Source organism: Chromobacterium sp. S0633, from assembly GCF_024158805.1.
In the GTDB taxonomy this organism is placed as follows: domain Bacteria; phylum Pseudomonadota; class Gammaproteobacteria; order Burkholderiales; family Chromobacteriaceae; genus Chromobacterium.
Genome location: NZ_JAMZGH010000012.1, coordinates 1 through 13,988, shown reverse-complemented (window position 1 = coordinate 13,988; position 13,988 = coordinate 1). Strand labels below are relative to the sequence as shown.

General features: G+C 66.3%; 11 protein-coding genes. 2 read left to right on the top strand and 9 right to left on the bottom strand.

The window, feature by feature from the left end; genetic code table 11:
• Window positions 1-4 precede the first annotated feature (4 nt).
• From NK214_RS09765 to NK214_RS09725, 9 genes are all read right to left on the bottom strand, one after another.
• The gene (locus NK214_RS09765) at window positions 5-1,609 is read right to left on the bottom strand and encodes a carboxyl transferase domain-containing protein (protein ID WP_253314366.1); all 1,605 of its coding nucleotides are present in this window, start codon (window positions 1,607-1,609) and stop codon (window positions 5-7) included.
• A 17-nt stretch (window positions 1,610-1,626) separates the two neighbouring features.
• Complete coding sequence (locus NK214_RS09760; protein WP_253314365.1) at window positions 1,627-2,838, bottom strand: MFS transporter; 1,212 nt, start codon at window positions 2,836-2,838, stop codon at window positions 1,627-1,629.
• Entirely contained in the window at window positions 2,831-4,042 is a 1,212-nt protein-coding gene (locus tag NK214_RS09755) for an aminotransferase class I/II-fold pyridoxal phosphate-dependent enzyme (protein WP_253314364.1), read from the bottom strand. Before NK214_RS09755 ends, NK214_RS09760 begins: the two co-directional genes overlap by 8 nt.
• A gap of 52 nt (window positions 4,043-4,094) precedes the next feature.
• Window positions 4,095-5,297 carry a 3-oxoadipyl-CoA thiolase gene (pcaF, locus tag NK214_RS09750; RefSeq protein ID WP_253314363.1) on the bottom strand — a complete coding sequence of 401 codons (1,203 nt, stop codon included), beginning with the start codon at window positions 5,295-5,297 and terminating at the stop codon, window positions 4,095-4,097.
• A gap of 12 nt (window positions 5,298-5,309) precedes the next feature.
• Window positions 5,310-5,978: an alpha/beta hydrolase gene (locus NK214_RS09745; RefSeq protein WP_253314362.1), complete on the bottom strand. Its 669-nt coding sequence runs from the start codon at window positions 5,976-5,978 to the stop codon at window positions 5,310-5,312.
• Between the two features lie 12 nt (window positions 5,979-5,990).
• A complete protein-coding gene (locus NK214_RS09740) occupies window positions 5,991-6,812 on the bottom strand; it encodes a 3-keto-5-aminohexanoate cleavage protein (RefSeq protein ID WP_048415426.1) in 822 nt (273 codons plus the stop codon).
• Window positions 6,813-6,856: 44 nt separating this feature from the next.
• Window positions 6,857-7,786, bottom strand: a complete 930-nt coding sequence (locus tag NK214_RS09735) for a DMT family transporter (RefSeq protein ID WP_253314361.1) — start codon at window positions 7,784-7,786, stop codon at window positions 6,857-6,859.
• 208 nt (window positions 7,787-7,994) lie between these two features.
• Complete coding sequence (locus tag NK214_RS09730; RefSeq protein WP_199225921.1) at window positions 7,995-8,756, bottom strand: helix-turn-helix domain-containing protein; 762 nt, start codon at window positions 8,754-8,756, stop codon at window positions 7,995-7,997.
• A gap of 247 nt (window positions 8,757-9,003) precedes the next feature.
• A complete protein-coding gene (locus NK214_RS09725) occupies window positions 9,004-11,031 on the bottom strand; it encodes a glycoside hydrolase family 3 protein (protein ID WP_253314360.1) in 2,028 nt (675 codons plus the stop codon).
• 462 nt (window positions 11,032-11,493) lie between these two features.
• Here NK214_RS09725 and dusA point away from each other — a divergent pair, with 462 nt between their 5' ends.
• Together dusA and NK214_RS09715 are read left to right on the top strand one after the other, a co-directional pair.
• On the top strand, window positions 11,494-12,516 hold the full coding sequence (gene dusA / locus NK214_RS09720; protein WP_371926204.1) for a tRNA dihydrouridine(20/20a) synthase DusA: 1,023 nt from the start codon (window positions 11,494-11,496) through the stop codon (window positions 12,514-12,516).
• A gap of 318 nt (window positions 12,517-12,834) precedes the next feature.
• Entirely contained in the window at window positions 12,835-13,905 is a 1,071-nt protein-coding gene (locus NK214_RS09715; protein WP_253314359.1) for a PotD/PotF family extracellular solute-binding protein, read from the top strand.
• The last annotated feature ends 83 nt before the right edge of the window (window positions 13,906-13,988 follow it).

Here is a 13,988-nt window from a genome sequence, read left to right as displayed (position 1 = left end):
GTGTTTACATCCTGAATACGCCGAAGCGGGTGTCTTGGACCGGGGCGGCGGCGGCCAGCGCCAGGCTGAGCGCCAGCCATTCTCGGGTCTGGGCCGGGTCGACGATGGCGTCCACCCACATGCGGGCCGCCACGTACAGCGCCTGGCCCTGGCGCTCGTAGGCGTCGCGGATCGGCCGCTTGAAGCTTTCCTCTTCTTCCGGCGTCCAGGCCTTGCCCTGTTTTTCCAATTGCTCGGCGCGGATCAGCGCCAGCACCGTCGCCGCCTGTTCGCCGCCCACCACCGTGGTCTTGGCGTTGGGCCACATCGCCATCAACTGCGGGCCGATGGCGCGGCCGCACATGGCCAGATTGCCGGCGCCGTAGCTGCCGCCGATCAGGATGCTGAACTTGGGCACGCGGGCGCAGGAGGCGGCGTTGACCATCTTGGCCCCGTGTTTGGCGATGCCGCCGGCCTCGTATTCCGCGCCCACCATGAAGCCGTTGATATTGTGCAGGAACAGCAGCGGAATGCCGCGTTGGGCGCAGAGTTCGATGAAGTTGGCCGCTTTTTGCGCGCTTTCCGAGAACAGCACGCCGTCGTTGATCAGCACGCCCACCGGATAGCCGCCGATGTGGCCGGTGCCGCACAGAATGGTGGCGCCGAAACGGGCGCGGTATTCGGCGAAGGCGGAGTCGTCCAGCAGCCGGGCCAGGATTTCCCGCGCCGGAATATGCTCGCGCGGGTTGGCGCTGACGATGCCGGCCAGTTCCGCCGGATCGTAACGCGGCGGCCGCGGCGCTTGCGGCGGCGCGTACTGCCGGCCGCGGCCGCGGCGCGCGACGATGTCCCGCATCAGCCGCAGCGCGTGTTCGTCGCTGAGCGCGTAGTGATCCGCCACTCCGCTGTCGCGGGTGTGCACATCGGCGCCGCCCAGGGTTTCCGCGTCCACGATCACCCCGGTGGCGGCGCGCACCAGTTGCGGGCCGCCCAGGAAGATGGAGCCGTTGCCGCGCACGATGATGGTTTCGTCGCTCATCGCCGGGATGTAGGCGCCGCCGGCGGTGCAAGAGCCGAGCACCGCCGAGATCTGCGGCAGGCCCAGCGCCGACATCTCGGCGATATTGCGGAAGATGCGGCCGAAGTGCTGCTCGTCCGGGAAGATGTCTTCCTGCAAGGGCAGGTAGACTCCGCCGGAATCCACCAGATAGAGGCAGGGCAGGCCTTGTTCACGGGCGATCTGCTGGGTGCGCAGATGCTTGCGCAGCGTCAGCGGGTAATAAGTGCCGCCCTTGACCGAGGCGTCGTTGGCGAACACCGCCACCGCGTGGCCGGCGACGATGCCGATGCCGGTGACGATGCCGGCGCAGGGCACCGCGTGCTCGTACACGTCGTGGGCGGCCAACTGGCCGATCTCCAGAAAGGGCGTGCCGGGGTCCAGCAGCAGGGATAGGCGTTCGCGCGGGGACAGCTTGCCCTTGGCCGCTTGCTTGGCGCGCGCCTCCGGGCCGCCGCCTTGCAAGGCGGCGTCGCGGGCGGCGGCGATGCGCTCGCGCAGCTGGCGGTAGGCTTCGGCGTTGCGTTCAAACGTCTCGCCGGAGGCGGGAACGCGGGATTCGATACGGGACATGGAAGAGCTTCCTCGATTCAGGCGGCGCGCGCGCGCACCTTGAACAGCACTTGCGACAGGGTCAACAGGCCCAGGGCGGCCACCGCCAGCGTCCAGGCGCCGTCGTGATGCAGCAGCACCGAGACGGTGGCGGCGATGCCGGCCAGCCCCTGCTGCAGGAAGCCGCACAGCGCCATCGCGTGCGCGCCGTGCTCCTTGGCGTCGCTGACGGCGGTGGCCATGCTGTTGGGGAACAGTACCGCCTGGCCGAAAATGGTCAGGCAGTAGAGGCCGATGAACAGCCACAGGCCGGGCAGACGCTCAAGCAGGCCCAAGTGCCAGCCCAGCAGCATGGCCAGCGTGGCCGCGGCCAGCAGCGCCGCGCCGGCGCGCATCAGGCGCAGCCCGCCCACGCGGGCCACCAGGCGGTTCACCACCATGGCGCCGCTGAAATAGGACAGGCCGATCAACAGTCCGACGTTGCCGAAGCCGGCCACCGCCAGGCCGAAGTGCTCCTGAAACACGAAGGGGCTGACCTCTTGCAAGGTCACCGTGGTGGCGAAGCCCAGGCCGCCGGCGCAGGCCGGCCACAGAAAGCCGGGCCGGCGCAGAATGCTCCAGTACGGGCTGGGGCCGGAGGCCGCGGCGGCCGGGCGGCCGGCTTGCAGCGGCAGGCCCATGGTCAGCAGCGCCGCCACGGCGCCGGTGACCGCCATCAAGGCGAAGCCGGCTTCCCAATGACTGTATTTGCCGATCAGGCCGCCGATGAACTGGCCGCCGCCCAGCGCGGTGATGAAGGCGATGGAGAGCACGGACAATTTGCGCGCCAGATCGTCGCCGCGCCAGTGGTCGCGCACGATGATGCGGGCGATGATGGCCGCGCCGCCGCCGGCGATGCCCTGCGCCACGCGCAGCGTCAGCAGCTCCGCGGCGTTGGACACGAAGGCGAGCAGCAGGCTGCAGACCACGAACAGCGCCAGCGAAATCAGCAGCGGCCCGCGCCGGCCCCAGCGGTCGGCCGCCGAGCCCCAGAACAGCACCGGCAAGGCCGCGCCCACCACATAGCCGGAAATCGACATCTCCACCAGGCTCTGGCTCATCGCCAGCTCCCGCATCACCGCCGGCAGCGAGGGCAGATACACGGTGGTGGCCATCTGCGCCATGAACACGATCAGGCAGGCCAGCGCCATCAGCCGGGCGGCCGGCCGCGCCAGCGCCGCGGGCGGCGCGGTCAGGGTTTTCTCATTCATGGGCGGCTCGCAACTGATTGAGGCAGGCGGCGAAGCGCTCGATCTCCTGCGTCGTCATATTGGCGCGGATCATGATGCGCAGGCCGGCGCGGCCCTTGGCGATCACCGGGAAGAAGATGGGCGAGGTGTAGAAACCGTCTTCCAGCAAGCTCTTGGCGTAGAAGATGGTGTTTTCCTCCGAGCCGATGGAGACGAAGCGGATGGGCAGCGGCTCGCCGCTATTGTCCGAGGCCACGTGCTGGTCGAACAGGCGGATATTGTCCTGCAGCCGTTGTTGCAGACGCGGCAGCTCCTCGGAGAGGTGAATGGCCGCCGACTGGATGATGGCGCCCAGGCCGGCGGTGTTGATGCGTTGCGACCAGGTCACCGGTCCGCCGAAGCGGGTGGCCAACTTGCGGCGCTGGGCGTCGTGGCGCGGGCCCAGGAAGATGGCGCCGCCGGACGCGCCGAAGCCCTTGTTCAGCGAGGTGACGATCAAGGTGCGCTCATTGATGCCGCCCATGGTTTCCAGCACCAGGCCGCGGCCGTGGCGGCCCAGCGTGGACAGGCCGTGGGCTTCGTCGAAGAACAGGAACAAACCGTATTTGTCCTGCAACGCCAGCAGCTCCGGCACCGGAGCCATGCCGCCGGTGCTGTAGACCCCGTCGGCGACATAGGCCACGCGCGCATGGGTCTTGCACAGGTCTTCCAGCGCGTTCAGATCGTTGTGGCGTATGGTCTGGATCTCGGCCTCGTCGGCGCAGATCGGCTTCATCATGTTCAGGCAGAAGTGGGCGTTCTTGTCGAACACCATCAAGGGCGGCACGTCTTCGGTCAGCGCGCCGGAGGCCAGCAGGGGCAGGGCGGCTGCGGCGGCCGCGGCGCAGGACGGCACGGTCAGCGTTTCCGCGTCCACCAGCTCCGCCAGCGCGTCCTCTGCCTGTTGCAGGATGTCGAACTGCACCCGGATGCGCGAAATCGAGGTGTTCAACGAGCCGGTGTTCAATACCGCGTCCGCCGCCGCCTGCAGAATGTCCGGGTGCGAGTCCAGGCCCAGATAGGAATAGGACGACATATTGACGAAGCGCTTGCCGTTGGCCACCGCCTCATGGCGGCCGTCGCCCAGGTTGCGGGTGACGATATTGGCCAGGCCGGCCTGGGTGGTGATGTCCCAGAAGCTGTTGCTCAACTGGATGGCTTTTTTGATATTGGCGTGTTGATGCATGTTTCCCCCCTCGTATGGTTTGACGGCGGCCGTCAAGGCCGCCTCGTCCGGCCTATACCCGTTCCAGAATCAGCGCCAGGCCCTGTCCCACGCCCACGCACATGGTGCACAGCGCGTAGCGCTTGCCGCCGGCCTGCAGCTGCGCGGCGGCGGTCAGCGCCAGCCGGCTGCCGCTCATGCCCAGCGGGTGGCCCAGCGCGATGGCGCCGCCCTTGGGGTTCACGCGTTCGCAATCGTCGGGCAGGCCCAGCGCGCGGGTGACCGCCAGCGCCTGGGCGGCGAAGGCTTCGTTCAGTTCGATGACGTCGATGTCCTCGATGCCGAGGCCGGCCTGGCGCAGCGCCTTGCGGCTGGCCTCGATCGGGCCCGCGCCCATGATGCGCGGCGCGATGCCGGAGCTGGCCGAGGCCAGCACCCGCGCGCGCGGACGCAGGCCGTGGCGTTGCGCCGCCGCGGCCGAGGCGATGATCATCGCCGCCGCGCCGTCGTTGACGCCGGAGGCATTGCCGGCGGTGATGCTGGATTCCGGGCCGAACAGCGCCTTGAGCTTGGCCAGCTCCTCCAGAGAGGTCTGGCGCGGATGCTCGTCGCGGCTGACGATCAGCGGGTCCTGCTTGCGGCGCGGGATCGTCACCGGGACGATCTCCTCGGCGAAGAAGCCGGTTTCCAGCGCGGCGAAGTAACGCTGCTGGCTGCGCAGCGCGAAGGCGTCCTGATCCTGGCGGCTGACGCCGAATTCGCGCGCCACGTTCTCCGCCGTGGCCGGCATGGTGTCCACGCCGTATTGTTTCTCCATCGCCGGATTGACGAAGCGCCAGCCTATGGTGGTGTCGTAGATCTGCATGTCGCGGCCGAAGGCTTTGTCCGATTTCGGCATTACGAAGGGCGCGCGCGACATGGACTCCACGCCGCCGGCGATCAGCAGCTCGGCCTCGCCGGACTTGACGGCGCGCGCCGCCAGCGCCACCGCGTCCAGGCCGGACGCGCACAGGCGGTTCACGGTCAGGCCCGGGACGCTCTCCGGATAGCCGGCCAGCAGCAGGCTCATGCGGGCCACGTTGCGGTTGTCCTCGCCGGCCTGGTTGGCGCAGCCCAGGATCACTTCGTCTATCGCCGCCGGGTCCAGGCCCGGATTGCGCTCCAGCAGCGCGCGCAGCGGCGCCGCGGCCAGATCGTCGGCGCGCACGCCGGACAAGGCGCCGCCGAAGCGGCCGATGGGGGTGCGCACGGCGTCGCAGATGAAAGCGTCGGTCATCGCGGTCTCCTCTCAGCTCAAGCTGGTTTGCGGTTGCAACAGCGCGGACAGCAAATCGCGCGCGGCGTCGATCTCGTCGGCGCAAACGTGGTGGGGCATGTCCGGGTAAACGCGGAAATCCACCTCGGCGCCGGCGCGGCGGAAGGCCTCGGCGCTGCGTTCGATGCGCTCCAGCGGCATCCAGCTGTCGCTGTCGCTGGTGCCGAAGAAGGCCGGGAAGTCCAGCGCCGCGGACGGCGCGCCCCAGGCGGCCTCGTCGGGGCCGAACAGGCCGCCGGAGAAGGCGATCAGCCCGCCTATCGGGCGTGGGCGGCGATAGATGAACTCGGCGGCCAGGCAAGCGCCCTGGGAGAAGCCCATCAGCACGATCCGGCTGTCGGCGAAGCCGTAGCCGCGCAGTTCTTCTATGGTGGTCTCGACGCAATCCAGCGCCTGGTCCAGCGAGGGCTGATTGCTGTCCAGCGGCGCCATGAAGCTGTGCGGATACCAGGTGCGGTCCTTGGCGATGGGCAGAATGTAGGCGACGTCGGCCAGGCCGATGGCCTCGCCGTTCTTGTAGGCGTCCTGGGCGCTCTGGCGGCGGCCGTGCAGCAGCACCACGGCGAGTTTGGCCTGGTTCAGCGGCGCGCCGTAGATTTCCAGGCCGTGTTCTTTATGCGGATTGGGATCGATTGTGCTCATGTAGTGTGTCCTTTAGTGGATGCCCAGAATTTGCTTGGCTTCGGCGGGGGAGGCGATCTCGCGGCCGACTTCGCCGGCCAGGCGCGCCAGGCGCTCCACCAATTGGGCGTTGTCTCGGGCCAGTTCGCCGTAGCGGTAATAGACGTTGTCTTCCAGGCCGGTGCGCACATGGCCGCCCAGCAGCAGGGTGTGCAGATTGATCGCCAGCTGGTGTTTGCCTATGCCCAGCGCCGACCACACGCTGTCCTGCGGAATGCTTTCGACGAAATGCAGCAGGTTTTTGCAGGTGGCGGCCGCGCCGCCCTGTATGCCCATGGCGAAGCTGAAGCACAGCGGGCCGCTCAGATAGCCGTCTTCCTGCAGTTTCAGCGCCTCGCCGATGATGCCCTGGTGATAGACCTCGATCTCCGGCTTGGCGCGGTATTCGCGGATGTCCAGCGCCAGCGCGCGGGCCAGTTCAGGCGGATTGATGAAGGGCTTGCTGCCGTGGTTGACCGAGCCGCAGTTGAAGGAGGCGATGTCCGGACGGAAGGACAGATGGTTCCAGGCTTCCTTCTTCTCCAGCTGCGGCGGCAGATTGAGGCCGGAGGTGCTCAGATTGATCAGGATGTCGCAGCGCTCGCGGATGCGGCGGACGATATCGCCGTAGATGTCCGCGTCGTAGCTGGGCGTGCCGTCCGGGTTGCGGGCGTGGATGTGGACCACCGAAGCGCCGGCGTTCCAGCATTCATAGGCGGCCTGGGCGATTTCTTCCGGCGAAAACGGCACGCCGGGATGTTTCTGCCGGCTGGTGATGCCGCCGTTGACGGCGGCGGTGATGATGAGTTTTTGCATGGTGGGAACGCTCATGTGAATGAAAGAGGAAAAAGCTGCGGTGTTCAGATCTTGTCGCCGACGGGCGCGGTTTGCGGCTGCGCGGCGGCGTCCGGGCGCTTGGACACCAGATAAATGCCGACGCCGATCAGCACGCCGCCGATCAGCTCATGTAGCGACAGCGAATAGCCGAAGGCGGCGAAGGAAATCAGGGTGGCGAACAGCGGGGACAGAAACAGGAAACCGCTGGTGCGCACCGCGCCGCCCAGATCCAGCGCCATGAACCACAGCGCCATCGCGCCGGTGGTGGCCGGCAGCGCCAGCCACAGAAAGGCGGCCAGCACCCGCTCGCTGTGAGGCAGTGTCGGGACTTCGCCGCCGGCCCAGGCCAGCAGCGCCAGGCAGGCCGAACCCACCAGCATCTGCCAGAAGGTCAGCGCCCAGACGTTGATCACGATGCGGCTGCCCTTGATCACCAGCGTGGACGCCGCCCAGCAGGCCGCGCCGCACAGCACCAGCGCGTCGCCGGCGCCGAAGCCGTCCAGCTTGTTCAGGCCGATGCAGACGGCGACACCGAAGAAGGACAGGACTAGGCCGACGGCGGCCAGAGAGTGGATTTTTTCCTTCAGCGCCAGCCGCGACATCAAGGCCACGATCAGCGGGGTGCAGGCCATCAGAATGGCGGCCTTGGCCGGGGTGGTGCTGCGCAGCCCGATATTGAGAAAGCCCATCGATCCGGCGGTCTGCAACAGGCCGATCAAGGCCAGCACGCCCCAGGGGCGAGGGCGGACGAAGGCGCGCGGATAGCGGAAGCGCTGCCACAGCAGAATGGGCACGATGCCGGCGGCGGCGGCGGTGAAACGCGCCACCGCGGCCCACAAGGGCGGCATTTCCGACAACACGATCTTGGAGGTGGGAAAGGTGGAGCCGAACAGAAAGGTGGCGGCCAGAATCAGCAGCCAATAGCGTTTGGCGTCGTAGTTGGGATGGGACATGGTCACCTGGCCAGACGGCGGTTTCAATAGCCATTTATCATATTGAAACGGTTTGGTTCAGGCTTCTTGCAAGCGGACAATTGCTGCTTCAAAACGGACAATTATGCTGCGCTGCGGCAAAGCCGTGCCGGCGCGCGGGTCCGCGGGGCGGAAAAGAGGCGGTTCAAAGCCTCGCTCTTGTCGGTGGGGCTTTGAACCGCGGATGGGATCAGGAGAAGTACTGGCTGGGGGCCGCGTTCATGATGCGGCGGAACATGGAGGAAAACGCGCCGGGCGTTTCATAACCCAGATCGGAGGCGATCAGGGTCACCGGCTCGCCGGCGCCCAGCCGCGGCAGCGCCGAGATCGCGCACACTTGCTGACGCCAGTACAGATAAGACACGCCCAGCTCCTGCTGGAACAGCCGCGCCAGCGTGCGGCTGGACGCGCCCACCAGTTCCGCCCATTCGTTAAGCCCGCGCCGGTCGCCGGGATTGGCCAGAATCGCCGAGCACACCCGCTGCAAACGCTGATCGCTCAGCGGCGGCAGCGGCAAGGCCGTTTCCCCCGACCATTCGATTTCGTCGATCAGCACGTCCAGCAAGCGGCCTTCTTTTTGATCGGCGTGGGGAATGCCGCGCGTGCGCATCAGGCGGATGATGAGTTCCCGCATCAGCGGCGAAATGGCGATGGCTTTGGAGTGGCGCGGCAATTGCGCCAGATAGTGCGGGGATTGGATGTACAGCGTGCGCAGCGACACCGTGCCGCGGGCGCGCATGCTGTGCTCCACCGCGGGCGGCATCCAGACGCCGCGCTGCGGCGGCACCAGCCACAGACCGTCGGCGGTGGACAGTTCCATCACGCCGGAAACGGCGAAAATCAGCTGGCCTTCGCGGTGTTGGTGGCGGCCGACTTGATGACCGCTGGGAAAGTCCTTGGACATGCTCCACGCGGCGAAGTCCGGTAGGACGGCGTTGGATTCTATGGCCATGCGCTTGCTTTCTTATTTGAGGGTAGCCCGGTTCCGCGCGGCTTGCGGCCCTGTTGTGCGGGCGTCTTCAGCCGTCGGTTCAAGCTCATGATACTGCAGCGCACAAAATATTCATACAGTATAAATTGTGTCTATTTCAATGCGAATGCCTTGGAGCGGCGGAGCCGCCCGCCGCAGGGACAAAAGAAAACACCGCGGCCGGAGGGCCGCGGTGCGCAGGAGGAGGGTTAAGTAGAGCGATGCTTCGTCAGAAGCTCAGCCCAAAACCGCGCGCGTAGCGCAGCGCGCCCGGCTGGCCGTTTTCGTCCAGCGCGTGGATGGCCACCGGCAGCTTGCCGCCGGGCGGATTCGCGCCCAGCATCACGTCCACCAGCGCCGGCATGGACGGCCCGCGCAGGCCGTTCTCATAGCCGTAGTAGGCGTAGGTGGCCAGCGTGGCGTCGGCCAGATCGTCGTAATTGATCACGTCATAAGGCGCGCGCAGGGTCACGTGTATCAGCTTCTTGCCTTGCCGCTTGGCGTATTCCATCGCATTGCGCATTTGCTGCGCCTCGCTGAGCGGCGGCGCGGACAGGCTGCGGGCGAAGCGGGTCCGGAGCGCGGGCAGGTCTTCCACCACATTGAAGACCAGGGAACCGTTGCCGGCGGCCGGCGCCGGCTCGGCTTGCAGGCTGCGCTTCATCCGCGGCGCGATGGCGGGCGCGTTGGGGTCGCCGTTGCGTTCCACCGGGCTGACGCCGGTGGCCAGGGTGCCGATGACGACCACGTCGGCCTGATCGATCGCCTGTTTCTGCGCTTCCCACGGCGTGGCGCTCAATTTGGCGCCGCTGACCTGGCGATAGCCTTTCTCATCAAAGCGGCGACGCATCGCCTCGGCCTGTTCGCCCCAGGGCGTCAGGATGAAGATGCGCTGGCTGGGCGAGCGCAGCGGCAGCGCCGCGCCCTGATTGCGCAGCAGGGTGATGGATTGCCGGGTGATCTTGTCCTCCACCGCGCGATGCTCCGCGCCGCCTATGGTGCTCAGCGCCGGCAGCGGCTTGGCTTCGCCGGCCGGGGTGACCTCGTTGCGCAGCTTCATCGCCACGATGCGCCGCGCCGAGCGGTCCAGTTCGGCGCGGTCTATCCTGCCGTCCGCCACCGCGGCGGCCACCTGGTCTATCAATTGGCGCAGCCGGCCGGCTTGCGCGGCGGTGCGGAACTCCGTGGGCATCAGCGCGATGTCCACATCGGCCTGGAACACCTTGATCACCGCGTCGGCCTGCTCGAAGAAATCGCTGATGCCCTTCATGTCCAGCGCGTCGGTGACGGTGACGCCCTGGTAGCGCATCTCGCCGCGCAGCAGATCGTGCTGGATTTTGCGCGACATCGTCGCCGGCGCGATCATGCGTTCGCCGTTGCGGGCGGTGATTTGGCTGCTGTCCAGCGCCGGGTACTGGATGTGGGCGGTCATGATCATCTCCGGCGGCTGGCCGGAGGCGATGGCCTGGCGGTAGGGCGCCAGGTCGATGGCGTAGGCGTCGGCGCGCGACTTGTTCACCACCGGCAGGCCGTAATGGGAGTCGGTGGCGGTGTCGCCGTGGCCGGGGAAGTGCTTGAAGGACCCGATCACGCCTTGCTCGCGCATGCCCTGCGTCGTGGCCTGGCCCAGCAGGCTGATGGTGGCCGGATCGTCGCCGTAGGCGCGGACATTGATGACCGGATTGAGCGGATTGCTGTTGACGTCCACGTCCGGCGCAAAGTTGACGTTGAAGCCGACGGCGCGGATCTCGGCGGCCAGCACCCGGCCGGAGTCGCGGGCGAGGCCGCTGTCCCGCGTCGCTTCATAGGCGGCGCCCAGCGCCATATTGCCGGGGAAGCTGGTGGCCAGCGGGCGCGGCAAGCGGAAGACATTACCGCCCTCCTGGTCAGAACCGATCAACAGTCCGATCGGGCTGTTCTGCGGCCGCGCCCGGCGGATCTGCTCGGACAGACGCCGGGTTTGCTGCAAATCGCTCAGATTGTTGGCGAACAGAATCACGCCGCCGATGGCGTTGTCGCGCAGCGCGCGGCTGGCGGCGTCCGGCAGTTCGGTCATGCCGGCGGTGCAGGCGGGCTGATCGTCCGGGCACCAGTAACGGAAGGCCATCATGATTTTCTGGCCGATCTTCTCGCGGACGCTCATCTGTTCGACGATGCGCGCGGCTTGCTGCTCGACGCTGGGCTGCTCAAGGCAGCCGCTCAGCAGCGCTGGCAACAGCATCAGCGCCGGCAGGCGCAGGGAAAGTGGTTTGGACATGGTTCAACCTTGTGCTGAAGTGGAGGCATCCGGAATGACGGGCAGGCCCGTCTTGCCGCTGGCGACGCTGGTCCGGCGGCGAGGCCGGACCTGCGGACAGCCGTGGAGGCTGGGATCTCTTTTTGTGAATATATTCATTTGTGAATGGTTTTTGTTAGTAATGAATTGCGCGTCGGACGCCCCTGCCAGGGCGCGCTCGGCGCGAAGAAGCGCTCGCCAAGACTAAAGCTTATGAAATTCAATTTTTGAAAAAGTTGCCTGCGGCGAGGAATTGCCTGGGGCTGTGCGACGCATCTACTTGATTGCTCGGCGTTTTTGTCTCAATGCTTGACCCTGGATCGGCTACGGGAGGATAATTCATGCCTTTTTTCAAACGCTTAGCGCGATGGCGGGCCGGCTGGCCGCCAACGCTGAGCGGCGATTGGCTTTCGGGTGGATAGGGATACGATGCAGGACAGCGGAGTGAAGCATTCTAGGGTTCAGGAGAGCGGCGGCCTGCCGTCGCGCCGGCTGTCGGTGGCGCCGATGCTGGATTGGACCGACCGTCACTACCGCTATTTCGCGCGTCAGATCACCCGGCATACCTGGCTGTATACCGAGATGGTCACCACCGGCGCGCTGCTGCACGGCGACGTCGAACGCCATCTGCGTTTCGACGAGGCGGAGCACCCGCTGGCGCTGCAACTGGGCGGCAGCGAGCCGGCGGAGCTGGCGCGTTGCGCCAAGCTGGCGGCGGAATGGGGCTACGACGAAGTCAATCTGAACGTGGGCTGCCCGTCGGAGCGCGTGCAAAAGGGCGCTTTCGGCGCCTGTCTGATGGCCGAGCCGCAATTGGTGGCCGACTGCGTCAAGGCGATGCGCGACGCGGTGTCCATCGACGTGACGGTCAAGCACCGCATCGGCATCGATCGCATCGAGCATTACGATTATTTGCGCGACTTCGTCGAGCAAGTGGCGGACGCCGGCTGCCGCACCTTCATCGTCCATGCGCGCAACGCCATCCTCAAGGGCCTGAGCCCCAAGGAAAACCGCGAAATCCCGCCCCTGAAGTACGATTACGTCTACCGGCTGAAGCGGGAACGCCCGGATCTGGAAATCCTGATCAACGGCGGCGTCAAGAATCCGGCCGAGATCGACGAGCATCTGCGCCATGTGGACGGCGTGATGGTGGGGCGCGAGGCCTATCACAATCCCTGGCTGATGGCCGATTGGGACCAGCGCTACTACGGCGCCGGCGCCGCGCCGGAGCGCGAACAGGTGGTGGCCGCGATGATGCCCTATGTGGCGGCGCGCCTGGCCGAGGGCCACAAGACGCGCAATATCGCCCGCCACATCCTGGGCCTGTTCCAGGGCATTCCCGGCGCGAGAAACTGGCGGCGCATGCTGTCCGACGCCAAACTGCTGGACGGCGCCGACGAGCGTCTGCTGCAACAGGCCCTGGAAGCGACGCTGGGCGCCGCCCGCCGCGCGGAATCAACAGAATAAACCGCCTGGCCGCCGCGGCCAGGAACGGATTCGCGGCGCCGGGGTCTGCTGTAGCAAGGCGAGAGCGCTGTTCTTGCTGAGGCAGGGCCCGACGCCGCCATATTAAGAACGTGTTGACGATCCAAGGAGCAAGCGCGAGACAAGGCGGAAGCCGCGCGTGGCGCAAGAGCGTCTCGACGCCGCGTCAGCTCCCGCGAAGCGCTGCGGATCGTGAACAGGTTCCAAGTCGCGGGACTTCCCAAGGGGGAGCCCGCCATGGCGGCTTGCCGCCTTTTCTGTTCGCCATGCTGGTCATGGCCGTCTGGAGGTGAATCTGAATTGAAACCGCTGAAGCTTGTCCTATTGTCCTCCATCCTGTCGTCCGCCGTCTGGGCCGGACCCAAGGACGTCTTGCACATCTATAACTGGAGCGGCTCCTTGTCGGACGCCATCCTCCGCCAGTTCGAGAAAAGCTGTGATTGCCGCGTGGTGCAGAATTACTACGGCGACAATGAGGAAATGCTGGCCAAGCTGGCGGCCGGGGCCAAGGGCTACGATATGGTGTTTCCGTCCAGCTTCGTGATCGAGGCGATGAGCAAGCAGAAGCTGCTGCGGCCGCTGGATCACGCCAAATTGCCGAATCTGAAGAATGTCGACCCGGCCTATTTGTCCCAAAGCTACGATCCGGGCAACCGCTACACCGTGCCCACGGTGCTGTCGCTGACTTCGGTCGGCTACAATGCGGAGCGTCTGCAGAAACTGGGCATCGACCCGCACAGCTGGTCGGTGATCTTCGATCCCAAGGTGCTGCAGAAGATCAAGGGCAAGGTCACGGTGCTGGACAGCTCGCGCGAGGTGTTCGCCGCCGCGTTGTTCTACCTGGGCAAGAACCCCAACACCGCCAGCCAGGCCGATTATCGCGCGGCGCAGGTGGTGATCAAGCAGGCCAAGCCCTACTGGGCCACCTTCTCCAACGCCAGTTATCTGAAAGAGCTGGCGGTGGGCAATATCTGGGTGTCGCTGGGCTACTCCACCGAGTTCTTCCAGGCCGCCGAGGACGCGCGCCAGGCCAAGCGCCGCTTCCGCATCGCCAATGTGGCGCAGAAGGAAGGCAATGAGCTGGGCGTGGACACCATGGCGGTGCTGGCCAGCGCCAAACGCCCGGACCTGGCGCATCAGTTCATCAACTTCATGCTGGACGGCAAGAATGCAGCCCAATTGACCAACCTCAACGGCGCCACCAATCCGGTCAAGACCGCCGCGCCCTTTTTCCGCGCGGACTTGAAAAGCCATCCGGTGATCGATCCGACGCTGGACACCGTGAAAAAATGGACGGTGCTGCGCGAACTGACGCCGGCGGAGCGGCGTTCGCTGGCGCGGATGTGGACGGAAGTGAAGGTCAGCCGTTAAGCTTGTTTTGAGCAAAGTCTGCTGCGCGTCGGCGATACGGCGTTGAAAACGGCTTCGAAATGCTCATGTACCACGTGTACATT